Origin of the sequence: Ruminococcus albus 7 = DSM 20455, assembly GCF_000179635.2 — a bacterium.
Taxonomy (GTDB): domain Bacteria; phylum Bacillota; class Clostridia; order Oscillospirales; family Ruminococcaceae; genus Hominimerdicola; species Hominimerdicola alba.
On record NC_014833.1, the window covers coordinates 2,961,285 to 2,981,458 of the forward strand.

The following is a 20,174-nucleotide window of genomic DNA, read 5'->3' on the forward strand; positions in this document are numbered from 1 at the left end:
ACAATATACCACATTTATATACTTTTGTCAATATATAAAAGCCTTTCTATCCCTGTGATACGTCATCATATATCACCCAGTGCACCGCATCGGGAGCAACATCGGAAAGATATTCCCCGGGAACAGTGCAGGTAAGCTGCCATTTTGACACACCGCTCATATTCCCCGAACAATCTCGCTGTATATATATGGTCAGTTTTTTATCCGTTACTACCGCTCTCAGGAATTTGTACTTTGCATCTCCCACCGAACGGTCAGCGTACAGGAATACTACATTTGTGTTGAAACCGCCATCATCATCTAATTTTCTCATGGCATTTTTCAGGCTGTCAAGTCCCAGAGTCTTGTGGTACATATCATAGTAATCCTCAAAATCTCCGTAGGATGAAAAATATTTCTGATACGGAAAAGTTGCCGCAGCTTTTGATGACACCCTGTAATCGGAATATTCAACAGGTACATTCACTGACCCGTCACCGCCCGAAGAAGGCACCTTGTTCAGGAGTATATCACTCAGATAATATTCCAGCTGCTTCTCCTCTTCATTGTATATACTGTATACCTCCACAGGGCTGACAAGCCTTTCAGCGTATTCGACCCCGTCATCTTTCTTTTCCTTTATTCGTACAAGCGCTGTACTGCCTGTGCCGCTTTCGGAGATATGCATCACTTTATCCTCGCTGCATACCGTTACCGAAGCTGTGCTTTCCGCGATTATGTCAACAAGGAAATTCTGCCATATACCGCTGTCACTGCAGCCCATAAAAACACAGTTGTTCTCCGCTGCGGTGCCGGGAGTGACCTTTTCGCCCTGCCAGTTCAGAAAGAAGCTTTCATTGTCATCCTGCTGAACATTCGCAGCACTGTTTACTCCGTCGGGATCCTTGACGTAATGATCCGAAAATGCACAGCCCGAAAAAAATATCGCAGCCGAAAGCACAGCTGCCATCGGAAAAATTCTGATATCCAAGCTCACCCCTCCCTGCGACATTATATACTTTTTTTATTATACCACATCCGGGTTTTTTTGTTAATACGTGATTATCATCAAATCTTCCCCGATCATTTTGGGCATTCTGACTTATGGTCAGCATCAATAAAAAACACTTTCCTATTTTTTTCAAAAAAAGTATTGACAAATGAAAAAAAATATGCTAAAATAATTAAGTCGCTGAGAGATGTGACTATTTGGACAGGTGTCCGAGTGGTTTAAGGAGCCGGTCTTGAAAACCGGTGATACGGCAACGTACCGTGGGTTCGAATCCCACCCTGTCCGCCACTTTTTTTCAAGGCATATATCCTTTGAGGATTATGCCGGAATACTTATGCGGATTTACCCAAGTGGTGAAGGGGCTCCCCTGCTAAGGGAGTAGGTCTCGAAAGGGGCGCGAGGGTTCAAATCCCTCAATCCGCGTATGACCTCCGTAAGCTTAGGCTTACGGAGGTTTTTGTTATATTCTACACTCTTTGCACAATACACACCCTTCAAATTTGTTGAAAGCGTCCTGTTGACAAAAGCGGTATATCGTGCTATAATGATAACAACAAAAAGATAATAACTATTAGTTACTATGAATCAAAAGGACGGTATCATTATGAAGATCTTAGTTGCCATTGACCTGCAGAAAGACTTTACAAACGGCGTTCTCGGTAATGCCGAGTGCGATGCGGCTGCCGATAAGGCGGCAAAAAGGATAGCTGCCTTCCGCAAGGAACAGCCCGATGTCCCCGTCGTGTTCACGCTTGATACTCACACCGAGGATTATATGAATACTCAGGAGGGAAAAAACTTACCTGTTGTACACTGTATCCGCGGCACCGATGGCTGGAAGCTTGACCCCCGTATCGAAGCTGTAAGAAAGGACAATGATATCCTAGTGGAAAAGCCTGCCTTCGGTTCTGCCGAACTTCCCGAAGTGCTGAAAAATCTGGCTGACGGAAAAGATATCGAGCAGATAGAATTCATCGGAGTATGCACCGATATCTGCGTCATCTCCAATGCCATGATAGTCAAGGCAGCCTTCCCCGAGGTACCCATAGTGATAACCGAGGAATGCTGCGCAGGTGTAACTCCCGAAAGCCACGAGAATGCACTCAGCGCTATGGCTGTATGCCAGATGAAGATAGAAAGGAATGATACCTGATGCTCAGATACCGTATAGATGACGGAGAGTATATGGTGCCGAATATCGAAAACTACCCCGACGGCACCATGAAGATAGACCTTTCCCACGCTGATGTATGCAGCCGTGTGGACATAAGCTGGCACTATGAAAATGAACTTGAACAGATGCAGCTGTACTATATGGTAAGCAACCTTAAAGAGCGTTTCCCGAAAGCAGTATTCACGCTGTTCATGCCCTATCTGCCAAACGCACGTATGGACAGGGTACACGCTGATACCGAAGTCTTCACACTGAAATATTTCTGCCGTTTCCTAAATTCCATGGGCTTTGATAAGGTAACTGTACTCGATGTTCATTCAAGCGTGGGTGCGGCACTTATCGACAGGGTGGTGAACCTCTCCCCGAAGGAGTATATACTGAAAGCCTTGGAAATGGCAGGATTCAGCTTTGAAGATGACTGTCTGTTCTTCCCCGATGAGGGTTCTATGAAAAGGTATTCCTCCATGTTCGATGCCAGACACGTCAGCTTCGGCATAAAAAAGCGTGACTGGTCAACAGGAAAGATACTCGGCCTTGAAGTCGAAGGCGACTCCCCTGCAGGCAAAAATATATTCATAATAGATGATATATGTGCTTACGGCGGAACTGTCTACTACTCCGCACAGAAGCTGAAAGAGCTGGGCTGTAAGGATATAAATGTATTTTTCAGCCACTGTGAAGATTCAATAGCAAAGGGCAAGCTGTTTGAATGCGGCATGATAAAGAATATCTATACCACCGATTCTATATGCACCCTGCCCGATAACGATATACTCAAAAAAATCAGTCTTGACTGAACTGAAAGAAGGATCACTATGAAAGGTATAAACGCAGCACTGATGTGCGATTTCTATAAGATAGTCCACAGGGATATGATAAATCAGAAGATGACAAAGTCCATGTCTTACTACACCCCCCGTATGAGCCGTGTAAAGCGCTGGGATAAGGTGGTAATGTTCGGTTTGCAGATGTTCTGCAAGACCTGGCTCCTCGACTACTTCAACGAGAATTTCTTTGAAGTCCCCGAGGAGGAGATAGTTGCCGATTATCAGCGCGTACTGGATAATTCCTTCGGTAAGGGCATATACAATACATCTTCTATTCGCGAACTTCACAGACTGGGATATCTCCCACTGGAGATAATCGCACTCCCCGAGGGTACTCTTGTACCGATACACGTCCCCATGTTCGGAATAACCAATACCCACCCCGATTTCGCATGGCTGCCGCAGGCACTTGAAAGCCTTATCTCTGCTGAAATGTGGTATCCGCAGATAACTGCTACCGTGGGCAAGACCTACCGCGATATCGTTGACAAGTACTACGCACTCACCTGCGAGGACGATATCCCGCGTGCCAAGGCACTGGGTTCTTTCGATTTCCGCGGTGACCAGGGACTTGATGCCGCGCTTAAAGCTGCCGCAGGCTGGTGTATGTCTTTCGTGAATACCGCTACCGTACCTGCTATCCCCTACCTTGAAAAGATGTTCGGCGCAGACTGTACAAAGGAAGCTGTAGCATACGGCGCTGTCAGCACAGAGCACTTTGTTATGTGCTCAAACTTCGCAGTTGACGGCGACGAGGAAACCTTCCTCAGAAAAATGCTTACAGAGCTCTACCCAAACACCAGCTTCTCCGCCGTTCTCGATTCCTATGACTACTGGAACGTCATCGATAACATACTGCCAAAACTCCACAATGAGATAATGGCGCACAACGGCTGTATGCTGATGAGAGGCGATTCGGGCGACTGCGTTGAGGTAGTTACAAAAACAGTTTTCAAACTGTGGGAACAGTTCGGCGGAACAGTCAACAGCAAGGGCTACAAGGTGCTTGACCCTCACGTAAAGGCGATATACGGTGACAGCATAACTGTACAGCGCTGCGAGCAGATATACGAGATACTCATGCAGAACGGCTTTGCCTGCTCAAACGTTGCCCTCGGTGTAGGTTCCTTCTCTATGCACTGTATCGAGGAGACCGAGGATATCACCGTCACAGCCGATGACGGTCAGAAGTTCACAGGCAGACACACAGTCCTCAAGCCCTTCACCCGCGATACCTTCTCCAGCTGCATAAAAGCCTGCTATGCCGAGATAGACGGCAAGGAGTATCCCATATTCAAAGACCCGAAAGAGGGCGGTTTCAAAAAGAGCCAGAAAGGTCTGTGCTATGTTTACCGCGATGACAACGGTGAACTCGCCTATAAAGACGGCTATGTAGGCAGCACTATCCCCGAAGGGAACCTGCTTGAAACAGTATTCAAAGACGGCAGACTTGTCAGGGAGTATACACTCAGTGATATCAGGAACAGACTTAACAACAACGCATTCTGAAATATAATGGAGCAGCTGCGTCATCAAACGCAGCTGCTCCCTTTTTTCATAGCAGTCATCGTTCAGTCATTTACATAGACCCTTCAAGATTCGCCATCATGGCAGCCCTTATCTCCTCAGCAGGAGAAAGTGGTATGATATTGTCCTCCGTCACAAGCACACACTCATCAAGGGTGTCAAGGATATCCGCCTTGATATCAGCTATACACTTAACATCCGTCAGTACAGCACCGCATTCAAAGTCGCGGTAAAAGCTGCGGCTGTTGAGATTTATGCTGCCCACCGTAGCAACGCGGTCATCACTGACAAACACCTTTGAATGTATGAATCCGGGAGTATACCTGTACAGCTTCACCCCCGAAAGCACCAGCCTTTCATAATGGGTACGCGCCAGTATCTCCATGTACAGCTTATCGGGTATCCCGGGTACTATCAGTATCACCTCAACGCCCCGTTCAGCTGCCGAACATATAGCATCCTCCACCTCATCATCTATGTTCAGGTACGGTGCTGTTATGTACAGATAGTCCTCCGCACCGTTCATTATCTCAAGGTATATGTCCCGCGCCGCATCCTCATTGTCAAAGGGAGATTCCCCGTAGGGCATAACATAGCCCTCCGCCGCTGCAGGCTCTGTCTTATCTAGATATTCACCGCATACATCAAGTTCAGCCCCACGGTCCCACTGCTCAAAGAAAAGCTCCGTACAGCTTCTCACAGCATCGCCGCGCATCTGTATCGCCGCATCCTTCCACCGTCCGTATGGCGATGTCACATTAATGTACTCGTCCGAGATATTCACTCCGCCCATGAATGCTGTCTTTCCGTCTATAACAGTCAGCTTGCGGTGATCTCGCTCATTTATGCTCACACGGTCAGGCTCGCGGTAAAGGCGGCAGTCTATGCCATACGACCGCATTTCCTCGCAGAACGCATCGTTCTGCTGTAAGCCGTCACATATCATCCTTACCTCAACTCCTGCATCCATGCGTTCGCAAAGCACATCGAGTATACCATCCAGCATCTCACCGTCCTTCACGATGAAGTACTCCATAAATATGAAGTCCTCCGCCGCGGCAAGCTCCCTGATAAGCGCCTCATAGAACCGCTCCCCCGTCGGATAATAGCTGACCTCGGTATTGGTATAAACAGGATAGCGGCTGTCGGTCAGAAGGTAGAATCTCTCACCCGCCTTTTCCAGTATCTCCTGTTCCTGCGTCAGATGTCTCGGCATATCCGCTCTGACGGACACCTCATTTGTCACGGTCACAGCCGGGCTTTCATCCCTCACCGATGATACCTCGCCGCCGCCAGAAGATATCTCCTCTTTTATACTGCTTTTACGGACCGTTCCGCAGGCGCACAGCGCTGCCGCCGCTGTTATCACTGCCGCCATTCTCTTTTTCATATCCTGACACCTCCTCAGCCCGATCATTCTCCGCTTTGTTCCTCACCCTTGTACGGTACTCAGTAGGTCTTTCCCCCGTCACCTTTCTAAACTGTCTTACAAAATGTATATCCGATGAATACCCGCACATCTGCGCTATCCTGCTCACACTGTGTTCCGTGGATGCAAGCAGATACCCTGCCCTTTCGGTACGCGCATTTATAACATCGTTCATGGGAGTTACCCCGAAAAGCTTTTTATAGCTGTGCTGGAAAGATGAACGGCTCATGTTCATTTCATGGGCAAGCCCCTCGATAGTCCAGTTGTATGCAGGGTCATTGTATATTTTCGCCCTTACCACCGACATCTTCTCATAGCTGCTGCCCATACCCTTATCAGCCGTCCTGTGAAGCTTCTCGCTCAGCTTCATAAAAAACAGCTTCACAAGCAGGTCGCAGGTATCTGTACAGTAAAGTCCCCCGGAATAATGCTCGTGGCACATCATGCTGACAAATACCGTCAGCTCCGAAAGACTGCCAAGCTTTACAGGCGTATCAAATGGTATGTCCAGTTCTCTCAGCAGCCGCTCATCCTCAGTATTTTCAGGCATAAAATGGAACCAGTCATTCCCGAACACTCCGCCGTCCGAACGGTAGTACTGAGGAGTTCCCCTGCTGTACAGCATTACGGTGCCCGCCTCTGTACCGATCTCGCCCTTATATGTCACAAACACCGCCGGAGTTTTGACCAGCAGCATCAGCCAGTCCCCCGAGCCCTCAGGTCGTTCTATCGAAAAATCCGCATCGTGCCGATGATCGCAGCCAACATTTATTATGCGCACAGTCACCCCTCCCTCTTTTAAAACATATTATCATATCGTGCAAATTAAGTCAAGACGTATTTTCTGTAAACTTTCTGCATTTGCATTATATGTTAGTTTAATTGCATTATATGATATTGCACCAAATTCTCAAATGGGTTAAAATGTTTATAAAGACAACCACGTATACCGACGAACTACCGAGGTGACAGCTATGAACAAAAAGAATATCATCACACTTATTTCCGCACTAGCTGTATGTTCCGCAGTACTTTCCTCCTGCGGACAGGGAAACAGCAGTTCATCTTCCAAAGCCGAAAAAGCAGCATCTTCCGCTGCAGAAGAAAGTTCAGAAAATAATACCGACAACAATGATGATACCACCGTCCCGACAGATCTTGCACGCAGCGGTGAGGTCAGGGATATATCCGCCATGGAGCTTGTGGGCGAAATGAAAACAGGCTGGAATCTTGGAAACTCCCTTGATGCCACAGGCGGCTCAGGTGTGGAGTCCGAGGTCAGCTGGGGCAATCCAAAAACCACTCAGGAAATGATAGACGCAGTATACAACAAGGGCTTCGATGTTATACGTATGCCCGTTACCTGGGGCAACCACGTAGGTGAGGCTCCCGACTACAAGATAGACGAAGCATGGCTGGATCGTGTGCAGGAGGTAGTTAACTATGCCTATGACGACGGCGCTTTCGTTATAATCAACTCCCACCATGAGGAGGACTGGCGAATACCCGATAACGAGCATATCGACACTGTCGATGAAAAGACCGCTGCCATCTGGAAACAGATAGCTGAACGCTTCAGGGATTACGGCGACCACCTGATATTTGAAGGTCTGAACGAGCCCCGCGTAAAGGGTTCTCCCGAAGAATGGAACGGCGGCACCGAAGAAGGCAGACGCTGCATCGACAGGCTGAACAAGACCTTCCTTGATACCGTACGTGCAACAGGCGGCAATAACGAAAAGCGACTGCTGCTCATGACTACATACGCATCATCCAGCATGGGCAAGGCTATAAGGGATGCAGCCATACCCGAAGACGAGCATATCGGTTTCTCGATACACGCATACACCCCCTATGCCTTCACCTATAATGCCAATGCCGACTGGGAGCTTTTTGAATGGGATGAAAGTCACGAGGGCGAGATAATATCCCTTATGTCAGACCTCAAAGAAACATTTATCGACAAGAACGTCCCCGTCATACTGACCGAGTACGGCGCTGTCAATAAGGACAACAACGATGAAGAACGTGCCGAGTGGGTATCCTGCTATCTGGACTATGCCGAAAAGCTGGGCGGCATCCCATGCGTATGGTGGGATAACGGCTACTACTCCTCAGGCAACGAGCTTTTCGGTATCTTTGACAGAAATAACTGCTCATGGTTCACCGATACCGTTACCGATGCTTTGATCGAACACTCAAAATAATTCCTGGCTGATTCCATATACTACTACAACGACAACGGCAGCGATGATATCCACCGCTGCCGCTGTCGTTTTTCTTGAGGGTTTATCAGTTAACTGCTTCGATATTCCAAAGCTGGTTACTAGCGCCTGTGTATCTCCACTGGAGAACATTTGCATTATCGTTTTTAGATCTTCCTTCAACATCCAGTGCCTTGCCGCTGTTTTTGTTTATAAGGGCGTAGCTGCTGCCTACCTTCCTGAGCTCCCATTTCTGAGCGTCACTGCCGTTCACGCTGCACTGCTGAACGTTTGCGCCGTCATTCTTGTCACCCCAGCTTACGTCAAGAGCTTTGCCGCTGTTGGCACACTTGATGACATAGTAGCCGTCCCACTGCTTTTCAAGGTACCATTTCTGGTTCTCATAGCCGCTGTATCTGTACTGAAGTACATTAGCACCGTCATCCTTGCTGCCCCAGCTTACATCAAGTGCCTTGCCGCTGTTTACAGACTTTATAGCGTACTTCTGTCTTGAATTGAAGGAGCCGCTGTTGTTATTGTTGTTCTGCTGGTTGTTATTGTTCTGCTTCTGCTGAGTATTGCTGCTGCCGTTGGGTGCAGTGTAGGATATCCAGTCGTACTGTGCAGTAAGGGGCGCTCTGCCATTGTAATGGTTCAGCCATTCATCAACGCCCTTGCCGTTCCATACGTTCATCATTATCTTGCCGGGTGTCTGTGGGATATCCCTGTAAGCTGTGTATACAGGCTTCTTGTCAACATACCAGGTTATACTGCTTTTGTCCCAGTAGAATCCGTACTGGTGGAAACTCTGCGAAGCATCGAATCCGAGATTGTATACATACTCGTGATTGCCCTGTCCCCTGGTGTAATAGTTGAACTGTACCTGATTGGTGTTCTTTCCCAGGAATTCAATATCTATCTCGTCCCATACAGTGCCGTCCGAAGGTCCTGTGTAGGTGAAGAACGAGCTTACTACGCCGTCATTCTTGATAGGCTTCATGCTTACATCGTACATACCAAAACCAAAGGTCTTTGTGGTACGGTACTCAGCACCCTTGTAGCCCTGCCAGCTGTTGCCCGTTATGGAAAGATTCATCTTTCCGCCCGAGAACTGTACATTGTTCCTGCTCCAGGTGCAGTCGAACATACCACCGTTTGACCAGCCGTCAGAAGCTTCCATAGTGCCCCACTCGTAGCTGTCAAATCCCGTTCCGAAATAACTTCCGTTGAAACGTTCCGCTGCGCTTGCACTGAGCATCATGCTCGCAGATATGGCTGCAGCTGTCAGAAAACTTACTATCCTCTTTACTTTCATTTCAATTACCTCCATCTGTTAACTGTGCATTCAGCACATTTTTTTTAGTTGATGTTCGGTTTTTCTGTCCCTTATGACAGCTACATTATATCATCGTATTTCTGAAAAATATATTAAAAACATATAAGTTTTTATCAAAAATCGAATATCCCACAAAAGTTACATTAAGTATTTGATATTTTTTCATTGTTATTTGATATTAAAAAACGAACAAATTCCTGTTAACTACAAATGAACCTCATATTTCCAAAGCATACATTTTAACTTTTGTAGTGCCATGTCAAACCGACTTTCCAGGTATTTTCATTGACATATCATTCAGCAAATGATATAATATAACAGTAACAGTTTATTCTGAAAGGTCGTTATCCGATGCGTCATCATCTGTATAATCCGGATTTCAAATTCATCTCTCCCCCGGAGGATTTCAACAAGTATACCGACAGGGAGCTTTTGCAGTACTGCCTTGGTGCCACCATGTATATGCCCGGTACTAAGGACTTCACCCCGAAGATACTCAGCGGTGCTATGCCGGGGCTTACCACCGTGGTGCTGTGCTTTGAAGATGCCTGTCCCGAGGATAGTGTCGAGGCTGCCGAAAAAAATGTCTACCGACTGCTGGATACAGTCGCATTCGCTACCGAACAGGGCACGCTTTCTCCGGATAAAGTTCCGCTGATATTCGTCAGGATCAGGAATCTTGAACAGTTCAGCCACTTCGCTCAGGGTCTGAACAAGCGCAGATCAAAAGTGCTGTGCGGCATTAATTTCCCGAAATTCAATTCCGTTAACGGCGAAGGCTACTTCTCACTTCTCAGAGAGCTTAACGAAAAACTCGGTGATATCCTCTACGGTATGCCCATTATCGAAAGCCCCGAGGTAGCCTATAAGGAAAGCCGCATGACCGAACTGCTCGGTATAAAGAATATCCTCGACAAATACCGCGATCTGGTACTGCAGGTGCGCGTCGGCGGTACGGATTTTTCGTCGGTATTCGGCGTAAGACGCGGCGTTGACCATTCAATATACGATATACTCACCGTCCGCGAATGCCTGTGCGATATAATCAATGTGTGCGGCAGAAATAATGACTACGTCATATCGGGCCCCGTGTGGGAATACTTCCGCGCCCCGAAAGAGCTTATGTTCGGTGAATTACCTACCCACAGCCTCGATGATTGCCTGCTCAAAAGACAGACTATCGTCAACAGCGAGATCGACGGCCTTCTCCGCGAAGTCATACTCGATAAAGCCAACGGCTTCATCGGCAGAACAGTCATACACCCCTCCCACGTCAGGTTCGTAAATGCCCTCATGGCTGTCACCAAAGAGGAATACGACGATGCCTGTATGATACTCGGCAATAAGGCCGGCGGAGTTGTCAAAGGCTCGGGCAGTAATAAAATGAACGAGATCCGCCCCCACACAAACTGGGCAGTAAAAATATATATGAGAGCCCGCGCCTTCGGCGTTATCGAAAATCAACGCGCCTACGTAAAACTCTTCTCCACAACCGACATCGGTCACGTATAACATACAATAGTCACTCCCGCAGAGGGTGGGTGTCCATATAGAACGTTTGTGATAATTATTGAGGGAAACCCTTTTGAAAAAGGGTTTCCCTCAAACTCCTTTCCGAAAACTTTTAACTCTATTTGGCAGGGGCAGCTATACTATTATAGCACAACAAAAAGCAGACATTCTCTGTTCTTTGAGAGAATGTCTGCCCCTGCCAAATAGAAATAGAAGTCTTTGGAAAGAGGTCTGGAGGATAACCTTTCTTCAGAAAGGTTTCCTCCAGTAGTTACCACAAATATTCTGTATAAGCACCCACCCTCTGCGGGAGTGATCATTTATAAGTTACACCTGCGAGCCGGACATACCGCTGCCGCTTGCGAAAAGCTGCACCCAGTAGAGAGTACCGTTGCCGTCGCGGTAAACGCCTACGCCAAGATACTTCTTATTGGCATCAAGTATACTTGAACGGTGGGGAGCGGAATTCATGAAGCCGTTGAAAGCGCTTTTTGGCGAATCCTGACCATAGGCTATGTTCTCACCTGCTGAAGTAATACTTATACCGTATTCGGGCAGCACCGTGAAGCAATCCCTGCCGTCGGGTCTTTTGTGGTCAAACACCTTTGAGATCTCCTGTGCTCTCTTTGAGGCAGCAGCGCTCAGCTCGGATGAATAAACATAAGCAGTCAATCCGCGTGATCTGCGCTCATTGTTCACAAGCACAGCCAGTTCTTTAGCAAGCTGACTCATAGTGGTCTCACGGGCTTTTGTACCGCCCTTGACGTATGAAGCCAGCATGGATATATCCGTGACATTCACTCTGCCGTCGCGATTAAGATCGGCTGAGGAAACAACACTTGTATATATCGCCTTTTTGCCCTTGATATAGGCTGAAAGCATCGACAGATCCGTTACATTTACTTTTCCGTCCAGATTGATATCTACCTTGCCGTATGTCGCAGCGCTCGCCGAAATGCACCCGACACTCATAACTGCCGCAGCAGCTAATGCGATGATCTTCTTTACCATTACTATCCTCCTGTCAGATCTTCTCTGTTCATAATTGCGGCTGTTTTCTGTATAAATTTATACATAATTAACAGCATCGCATTCCCTTTCATGCGGATATTATACCATATTACACAACATATATAAACAAATGTAAATGAATCAACTGTTAATATATGTAATTTAACTTTTAGTACACCCTTTATTACACTGTCATCGTTTTCGCATCCAAATTCTTTGTCAGAACATACATATTACGTGCCTCATCATTGTGCAAACAAATGATTTTATTTTTAACTCGGACATATTTCTGCAAAAGTTGTACAAAAACGTACAACTTTTCGACCAAAATCGCTGATAGTAGAAAGGCATAAATTTTTAATGCCCGACAAACAGAACGAAGCCACCGCCGACACTACGATGCCCGACCGAGATACTGACCGAGTTTGCGAAGCGTGAAACGATGTAAACGCAGCCGACACTATCGCCATCGGGGTACGTGAGTGCGGATGTTGGATAAAGCTTCGTTACCTGATATTTCTACCGCTTATGCGCACGATGGCAGGCAGCGCCGAATATGACTACGGGATATGAGGTGCGTGTCATACTGTATAACCGGAGAAAGTCCTCAGCATCTTGACAATACTCGCGGTATCGACCCGATCATCCGCGAGCCCATATATATTTTTACGCCATAACGATAACTGCTTATTTATTGTGTTGAACAGCCGTCATTCAGGAAAACAAAAATATTTATGGCTATCCCTTTAACACACCACCACAAAATGCTATATAACAATGGATCAACTTGTTTATGTTATCCTTCCCCCGCCTGCGGCGGGGGAAGGATAACCGCCGTGTATGTCCGTTTCAGTATTACACGGATCAAGTTGGTGTGTCAGCAGGATAACCGAAAAAATATTTTTATCCCCCCCTTGACAAGCGAATGGAAAAGTGCTATAATGTACACAATATTTTTGAAACGCTATGACCGGGAGAAGTAACTCTGGTATTCACTCACAGAGAGCGCGGGAGAGGTGTGAGCCGCGCAGCAGAGCCTTTGTGAATAACACCCGTGAGCGGCAGACCCAACGGCATTCTGCCAAGTAGGAAAGACGTGTTCCTCACGTTATGAGGATAAGAGTGACAACGCTCGGATACTTTTTTTAAGCTTTTGAGCGCTTGTAAATTCAGGTGGTACCGCGAAGTCTATGGCTTTCGTCCTGTTATCGGGACGGGAGCCTTTTTTAATTCATAATTCATAACACTAAAAGCGAAGCGTTAGTGTGTTCATTAATTGTGTTGACAGGGTCGCGGAGCGTCAAGGCTTCCCGAGCGTGAGGGTTTTGGTGTGCACAACATCAGCAAAGCTGACGTTTGGGGTATGGGGGTTTTATATGAACGATACCGATAATAACAATAATATAAAGTGCCTGCGGTGCGGTACAGAGATGATAGAAGCAATTTTTGAAACATATACATATATGGGATCGCAGCCCATAGTTAAGCGCACGCGAAAAGGCATTCTTTCAGCACCTGTGCAATCGGGAGTGAATTGTCTGGTCTGCCGTAAATGCGGCTATATAGAACTCCGCGCAGCTGAACCACATAAACTAAAATTCCGAACGGAATGATCTAAAAGAATTTAATTTTCATAGAGAAAGGAAAAGATCATCATGAAACATATCGACATTAAGGAAGTACTTACAAACAAGGAACTTATCGGACAGCAGGTAACAGTCTGCGGTTGGGTAAGAACATCAAGAAATTCTAAGAACGTGGCTTTCGTTGAACTCAACGACGGCACATCACTGAAAAATATCCAGATAGTTATCGACAAGGCTGACGACCCCGATTATAAGGATATCCCCCGTGTGGGCTGTTCCCTGAAAGTTACGGGCGCACTTGTTGAAGGCAGAAACGCTGCCGAGATAAATGTTACCCCCGCAGATATCACTCTGCTGGGCGACTGCCCTCAGGATTATCCTCTGCAGAAGAAGGGTCACACCCTTGAATTTCTGCGTACAATGCCCCACCTCCGCGGCAGAACAAACACCTTCAACGCAGTTATGAGGATACGTTCCGTACTGGCACAGGCTATACATCAGTATTATCAGGAAAGAAACTTCGTTTACGTCAACACTCCTCTGATAACAGGTTCTGACTGTGAGGGCGCAGGCGAGATGTTCCGCGTAACAACCATAGGTTACTCCACCGAGTACAAGACCGAGGACGATTACGATGCAGCTGATTTCTTCGGCAGAAGAGCAGGACTTTCCGTTTCCGGTCAGCTTGAGGGCGAAATGGCTGCTACCGCTATGGGTAAGATATACACCTTCGGACCCTCTTTCAGAGCAGAGAACTCCAACACCCCCAAGCACCTTGCTGAGTTCTGGCACGTTGAGCCCGAGATAGCTTTCGCTGAACTGGAAGACGTTATCGAGGTAGCCGAGGATATGGTAAAGCACGTTATCGGTACCGTACTTGAAAAGTGCCCCGATGAGATAGCTTTCTTTGACGCACACTTTGAAAAGGGTCTGAAAGCAAGACTTGAAGAACTCATCAGCCACGAATTCGGCAGAGTTACTTATACTGAGGCTATCGAACTGCTGAAAAAGTCTGGCGAGAAGTTCGTATATCCCGTTGACTGGGGCTGCGACCTCCAGACCGAGCACGAGAGATACCTCTCCGAAAAGGTATTCAAGAAGGCTGTATTCGTTACCGATTACCCCAAGGATATCAAGAGCTTCTACATGAAGCAGAACCCCGACGGCAAGACCGTTGCAGCAGTTGACCTTCTTGTTCCCGGCGTCGGCGAGATAATCGGCGGCAGCGAGAGAGAGGCTGATTACGATAAGCTCATCGCCGCTATGAAGGAGAGAAATATGAACCTCGACCTGTACAGCGATTACCTCGACCTGAGAAAGTTCGGTACCGTTCCCCACGGCGGCTTCGGTCTGGGCTTTGAAAGACTTATCATGTACGTAACAGGCGTACAGAACATCAGAGACGTAATTATGTTCCCCAGAACTGTTGGTTCTATCAGATAATAAATGGAACGTATCATGCCTGTTCTGCTTGGGCTGATAATATTTGTGCTGCCCTTTGCAATTATGAGATATCACCGTTACAGTGCTGACAAAAAATGCCTGCGAAAGCTGGATATGCGCATCAAAGACGAACTTATATCCTCGGAGAACAGAGGTGCGATAGACCCGCCCGTCATGGCGATGATAAAGGGGCATATCGTGAAAATCAGATTGCTGTGGTGCGGGATAGCGCTGGCAATATTCGGTTTTTCCGCAATTATGTGGGATCTCCTTCTTGTATTTGGCGCTTTACCGATCTGTGCCGCAGCGATAGCTGATATGCTCTGCCGCCTGTTCAGGCTGAGAGATGTATCAAGTCTTATGAAAGTAAAAGCCTTTGTTTTCAGGAGCAGGAGCACCGATGCCGCCGCAGTTTATTACGATATGCAAAGGCTGGGATACTTCATTTTTGCTCAGAACACAACATTCGTCAGCGGAACTAAAGCTGAAGCAGGAAGATATGTGAATCTTATAGTCAGGCGGAGCAAGAAAAGATATCATCCCGTGATGATACTTGATTTTTAAAATGAATGAGGATATGATATATCCTGCAAAAGATATCCGCGATTATACATTAAAAATAAGATAAGACGGAAAAATCGAGCAAAACCTCTTGACATTTATGCAGTTTTAGTGTATACTTAATGCATAGTTTAGGAACAAGGACGTTCCGGTCGCTGAGGCGGTCGGAGCGTCTTTTCGTTTTTGTAAGTTTTGAAAGGTAGTGAACTTATGTCAAAATCACTTTATCTGCCTGAGGGCTATACCTCGGCACTGTCGCTGAGAGAAACTCAGCACGCTATCAAGTACATAAAAGATGTATTCCAGCAGGCACTTTCCATACAGCTTATGCTGGACAGAGTATCCGCACCCCTTATTGTAAGACAAGGCAGCGGTATAAACGACGACCTCAACGGCGTTGAGCGCAAGGTTGATTTCGATATCAAGGAGATCGAAGGCAAGGCTGAGGTAGTACAGTCACTGGCTAAGTGGAAGAGAATGGCTCTCTACCGCTACGGATATCAGGCAGGCGAGGGCATATACACCGATATGAACGCTATCCGCCGCGATGACGATACCGACAACCTCCACTCCATTTTCGTTGACCAGTGGGACTGGGAAAAGGTCATCAGACGTGACCAGCGCACCGAGGATTTCCTGAAAGATACCGTTAAGTGCGTAGTCAAGGCGATAGTATACACCAAGAGAAAGGTCAGCCTGAGATATCCCCAGCTGAAAAACACAGTAAGCGAAGACGTATTCTTTGTGACCACACAGGAACTTGAAGATATGTACCCCGACAAGACCTCCAAGGAGAGAGAAAGACTCATCACCAAGGAGCATGGTACAGTATTCATAATGAAGATAGGCGGCAAGCTGAAGAGCGGAGAAAAGCACGACGGCAGAGCCCCCGACTACGATGACTGGTCACTGAACGGCGATATCTTCTTCTGGAACGAGGTACTTGACAACGCTATCGAGATATCCTCTATGGGTATCCGTGTTGATGAAAAGTCACTGGCTTCACAGCTGAAAGAAGCAGGCGCTGAGGACAGGATGCAGTATGACTATCACAAGATGATAGCAAACGGCACACTTCCCCTGACCATAGGCGGCGGTATCGGTCAGTCCAGACTTTGTATGCTTCTGCTTGAAAAGGCACACATCGGTGAGGTACAGTCCAGCATCTGGCCTGAGGATATGATAGAAAAGTGCGCAGAAAAAGGCATAACCCTCCTCTAGCCCTCGCGCGGGTTCGCAACACGTCACTTACATAGTGATGTCGGGAAGTATGTTTCTCGGTAGCCATTGTTAGCTATAACGGAAAAGTCCTCGGGCGGACGGCTCGACACGTCACTTACATGGTAAGTTCGGTCAGTATGTTTCTCGGTAGCCATTGTTAGCTATAACGGAAAAATCCCTCGCGCGGGTTCGCAACTCGTCACTTATATGGTTAGTTCGGTCAGTATGTTTCTCGGTAGCCATTGTCAGCTATAACGGAAAAGTCCTCGGGCGGACGGCTCGACACGTCACTGACATTGTGATGTCGGGAAATTTGCCACTCGGCAGCTGTTTGTATGAAAATCAAAAAAGTACAATTATGAGCGTGAGCAACAATATGCCCACGCTCTTTTTGTGTCATCCGACGCGAGGAAACCCTATCCTCCACCATAACCCACATCGGATACCGAGAAGCCAACTTCCCTTACTATCCATGTACGTGACGTACTGCGTACCCGCGCGAGGGACACCATATCCTCCACCATAAACCACATCGGATACCGAGAAGCAAACTCCCTTTACTAGCCATGTACGTAACGTACTGCGTACCCGCGCGAGGGACACCTTGTCCTCCACCATAACCCACATCGGATACCGAGAAACCAGCTCACCTTTACTAGCCATGTACGTGACGTATTGCGTACCCGCGCGAGGGACACCCTATCCTCCACCATAGCCTACATCGGATACCGAGCAACCAACTCCCCTTTACTAGCCATGTACGTGACGTACTGCGTACCCGCGCGAGGGGTGCGTAACCGCGCGAGGGGGGACTTTACTTTTTTGGGGAAGTATGGTAATATGATTGTATATGTATCGCACTGTGTTGTCCTTTTTCGATTTAAAGACTATTTAAGAATTGATGTGCTATCATATACACACAGATAAAACACAGCCCGTGTCACTGTGGGCAGAACAAAAGAAAAGGGGCAATACATCATGTTTTTCAGAATAATGAAAAAAGACCTGAAACGCAAAAAAACTATGAATATCATACTGTTTCTGTTCGTGATACTCAGTTCGCTGTTCGCAGCAGCCAGCATGAACAATATCGCAGCGGTAACAGGAGGTATCGACCACTATTTCGAGATCTCGGATATGCCGGATGCCATAGTAAGCATTCCTGCTGAAACAGATGCAGAAGAAAAGATCAAGGCACTGCCGTCTGTGCATGAAACGAAGACCGAGCACCTGATAAGCATAATGGAATCGAAGATGTTGTTGTACAAGGGTAAAAAAATGGATAATTTCATCAATCCGCCCCTTGTTCATTCCGATAAGGAAATGGGCATAAACTACTTCGATGAAGACAATAACGTGATAGAGAGCGTTGACAAGGGCTGGTTTTATGCTTCATCTCAGTTTACAAAAGGTCTTGACAAGGAGATCGGGATAGGTGATGAGGTAATACTTGATACAGGCAGCACAAAACTCTCACTGAGGTATGCAGGCGCAGCCAAGGGCGTTATATTTGACACTCAGAGCAACGCATCCCCACATTTGATAGTAAACAGTGCAGATCACGAGATCATCAGTAACGATCCCGAGATCAGGAAGTTCAACAAAATGGTCAACGTTACGATCATGTACGTCAAGACCGATGATGTGCAGGCGATAAAGGATCTGGACTATCCGACAATGCGCGTAAACACCGGAGATGATATGAAGGGTTCGTTCCTTTACGATATGCTGGCTGCATACGCACTGCTTATGGTGAGTGCAGTGCTGATGCTGACTGCTTTTATAGTCCTGAGATTCACCATAGGTTTCACAATAAGCGAAGAATTCCGTGAGATAGGTGTTATGAAGGCGGTCGGTATCAATAACGGCAGTATACGCTTTTTGTATATGATAAAGTATCTTGCGATATCGGTCGCAGGTGCAGCAGCAGGCTTCTTCGGATCTATACCGCTTTCGGCATATATGATGAAAACCGTATCCCGTGACATAGTGCTTGAAAGCAACAATAATATCACTATCGGTATACTCAGTTCGATCGGGGTAGTATTGCTGATAATGCTGTTCTGCTACATCAGCACCCGCAGGATAAAGAAGTTCTCTCCCATAGACGCAGTAAGAAACGGTCAGACAGGTGAGCGTTTCAAAAAGAAGAGTATCATACATCTGGGAAGTTCAAAACTGCCTGCAACGGGATTTATGGCGATAAACGATGTACTCAGCGCACCTAAGCAGTTCAGCATAATAACTGTGGTATTCACTCTTTGCATACTGCTTACAACATTGATGTCAACATTCGCCCTGACGCTTAAAAGCGATAAGCTGCTGTGGCTTTTCGGTGTACCTTCAAGTGATATACATATAATGGATACATCATATTTCGGAGAATACTTCGTAGATTTCAATGAGTACAAAAACGTCATGAATAAGACAGAAAAGATCCTGGAAGAAAACGGCATAGAGGGCGAATGCAGCATTACCGCAGGCTTCGGATATGAGGTAAGCCTTGGAGATAAGACTGAAACAGAGATGTGCATGGTGACCAAGGGCAGCGAGAATGATCTGTTGAAATGCAGTGAAGGATATCTGCCTGAAAAGACAGATGAGATAGCGATGACGGGTTACGCCATGGATGACATCGGTGCAGGGATAGGTGACCGTGTAAAGATAAAGATAGGTGATACCACAAAGGAGTTTATAATATCAGGAAAATACTCAACGTTCATGGGCGGCGGACACTGCTGCCTTATGCACCCTGATACGGAACTTGTCACATCCAGCATTATGACCGGATCAGGCTTGCAGATACGCCTGACGGGTGACAATGACAAGGATGATATAGATGCTGCCATAGCAAAGATAAAGAAAGCCATAAACAGCGAGAAGGTATACAACACCAGCGATATGATAAAAGAAGCAACAGGTCTTTCTGACACGCTGAACATGATAAAGAAAATGATGATGTTACTGACTGTGATAGTTACTGCTATGATAGTTATACTGATGGAACGCAGCTTCATATCAAAGGAAAAGAGCGAGATAGCACTGATGAAGGCTGTGGGCATATCCGACAGGAGCATAATCGCACAGCACACACTGCGCTTTGTGATAGTTGCACTGGCAGCCTGCGGTATCGCATCGGGAGTACTGCTGCCCATAAGTAACGTGATGATGGACTATATATGCTCAATGGTAGGCGATGTATCCGGGGTCAGGTGTGATCTCAATGCATTCGAGGTATTCGCGGTATGCCCTGCGATAGTTGTAGTCATAACCGTTTTGGGAGCCATGCTCACATCACTTTACACCAGAACGATCCGTGCGGCTGACACAGCAAGCATCGAATAACGGGAGA

15 protein-coding genes, 2 tRNA genes and 1 other annotated feature are annotated in these 20,174 nt (G+C 46.9%); of the genes, 12 read left to right on the forward strand and 5 right to left on the reverse strand.

Going from position 1 to position 20,174, the window contains the following annotated elements:
* Positions 1–46: 46 nt before the first annotated feature.
* Positions 47–970, reverse strand: a complete 924-nt coding sequence (locus RUMAL_RS13360; RefSeq protein ID WP_013499232.1) for a hypothetical protein — start codon at positions 968–970, stop codon at positions 47–49.
* 220 nt (positions 971–1,190) lie between these two features.
* Here RUMAL_RS13360 and RUMAL_RS13365 point away from each other — a divergent pair.
* The 5 genes from RUMAL_RS13365 (at position 1,191) to RUMAL_RS13385 (ending at position 4,501) form a co-directional block, all read left to right on the forward strand.
* Positions 1,191–1,279 (forward strand) — tRNA-Ser (locus RUMAL_RS13365).
* A 48-nt stretch (positions 1,280–1,327) separates the two neighbouring features.
* Positions 1,328–1,414: transfer RNA gene (locus RUMAL_RS13370), tRNA-Ser, on the forward strand.
* 181 nt (positions 1,415–1,595) lie between these two features.
* Positions 1,596–2,144 (forward strand): cysteine hydrolase family protein, encoded by a 549-nt coding sequence (locus RUMAL_RS13375; RefSeq protein WP_013499233.1) that lies wholly within the window; start codon positions 1,596–1,598, stop codon positions 2,142–2,144.
* The gene (locus RUMAL_RS13380; RefSeq protein ID WP_013499234.1) at positions 2,144–2,962 is read left to right on the forward strand and encodes a ribose-phosphate diphosphokinase; all 819 of its coding nucleotides are present in this window, start codon (positions 2,144–2,146) and stop codon (positions 2,960–2,962) included. The genes RUMAL_RS13375 and RUMAL_RS13380 overlap by 1 nt, the downstream gene beginning before the upstream one ends.
* 18 nt (positions 2,963–2,980) lie before the next feature.
* Positions 2,981–4,501: a nicotinamide phosphoribosyltransferase domain-containing protein gene (locus RUMAL_RS13385; protein WP_013499235.1), complete on the forward strand. Its 1,521-nt coding sequence runs from the start codon at positions 2,981–2,983 to the stop codon at positions 4,499–4,501.
* A 70-nt stretch (positions 4,502–4,571) separates the two neighbouring features.
* On the opposite strand, the gene RUMAL_RS13390 is transcribed toward RUMAL_RS13385, so the two are convergent.
* Positions 4,572–5,909: a phospholipase D-like domain-containing protein gene (locus tag RUMAL_RS13390; RefSeq protein ID WP_050793291.1), complete on the reverse strand. Its 1,338-nt coding sequence runs from the start codon at positions 5,907–5,909 to the stop codon at positions 4,572–4,574.
* Positions 5,842–6,729, reverse strand: a complete 888-nt coding sequence (locus tag RUMAL_RS13395; RefSeq protein WP_013499237.1) for a helix-turn-helix domain-containing protein — start codon at positions 6,727–6,729, stop codon at positions 5,842–5,844. Before RUMAL_RS13395 ends, RUMAL_RS13390 begins: the two co-directional genes overlap by 68 nt.
* 193 nt (positions 6,730–6,922) lie before the next feature.
* On the opposite strand from RUMAL_RS13395, the gene RUMAL_RS13400 reads away from it, so the two are divergent.
* Positions 6,923–8,155, forward strand: a complete 1,233-nt coding sequence (locus tag RUMAL_RS13400) for a glycoside hydrolase family 5 protein (RefSeq protein WP_013499238.1) — start codon at positions 6,923–6,925, stop codon at positions 8,153–8,155.
* Positions 8,156–8,240: 85 nt separating this feature from the next.
* On the opposite strand, the gene bglS is transcribed toward RUMAL_RS13400, so the two are convergent.
* Positions 8,241–9,467, reverse strand: coding sequence for a beta-glucanase (gene bglS, locus RUMAL_RS22855; protein ID WP_013499239.1), 1,227 nt, complete (start codon positions 9,465–9,467; stop codon positions 8,241–8,243).
* 372 nt (positions 9,468–9,839) lie between these two features.
* Here bglS and RUMAL_RS13410 point away from each other — a divergent pair, with 372 nt between their 5' ends.
* A complete protein-coding gene (locus RUMAL_RS13410) occupies positions 9,840–11,000 on the forward strand; it encodes an HpcH/HpaI aldolase/citrate lyase family protein (protein WP_013499240.1) in 1,161 nt (386 codons plus the stop codon).
* A gap of 327 nt (positions 11,001–11,327) precedes the next feature.
* On the opposite strand, the gene RUMAL_RS13415 is transcribed toward RUMAL_RS13410, so the two are convergent.
* Complete coding sequence (locus RUMAL_RS13415) at positions 11,328–12,011, reverse strand: CAP domain-containing protein (RefSeq protein ID WP_013499241.1); 684 nt, start codon at positions 12,009–12,011, stop codon at positions 11,328–11,330.
* A 957-nt stretch (positions 12,012–12,968) separates the two neighbouring features.
* Positions 12,969–13,219 (forward strand) — a binding site (T-box leader).
* Between the two features lie 168 nt (positions 13,220–13,387).
* On the opposite strand from RUMAL_RS13415, the gene RUMAL_RS13420 reads away from it, so the two are divergent.
* From RUMAL_RS13420 to RUMAL_RS23015, 5 genes are all read left to right on the forward strand, one after another.
* Positions 13,388–13,624 carry a hypothetical protein gene (locus RUMAL_RS13420; RefSeq protein WP_013499242.1) on the forward strand — a complete coding sequence of 79 codons (237 nt, stop codon included), beginning with the start codon at positions 13,388–13,390 and terminating at the stop codon, positions 13,622–13,624.
* A 42-nt stretch (positions 13,625–13,666) separates the two neighbouring features.
* Positions 13,667–15,040 carry an asparagine--tRNA ligase gene (gene asnS / locus RUMAL_RS13425; RefSeq protein WP_013499243.1) on the forward strand — a complete coding sequence of 458 codons (1,374 nt, stop codon included), beginning with the start codon at positions 13,667–13,669 and terminating at the stop codon, positions 15,038–15,040.
* A gap of 3 nt (positions 15,041–15,043) precedes the next feature.
* Positions 15,044–15,604 (forward strand): hypothetical protein, encoded by a 561-nt coding sequence (locus RUMAL_RS13430; protein WP_028504267.1) that lies wholly within the window; start codon positions 15,044–15,046, stop codon positions 15,602–15,604.
* Between the two features lie 207 nt (positions 15,605–15,811).
* The gene (gene asnA, locus RUMAL_RS13435) at positions 15,812–16,822 is read left to right on the forward strand and encodes an aspartate--ammonia ligase (protein ID WP_013499245.1); all 1,011 of its coding nucleotides are present in this window, start codon (positions 15,812–15,814) and stop codon (positions 16,820–16,822) included.
* 978 nt (positions 16,823–17,800) lie between these two features.
* On the forward strand, positions 17,801–20,167 hold the full coding sequence (locus RUMAL_RS23015; RefSeq protein ID WP_013499246.1) for an ABC transporter permease: 2,367 nt from the start codon (positions 17,801–17,803) through the stop codon (positions 20,165–20,167).
* Positions 20,168–20,174 lie beyond the last annotated feature (7 nt).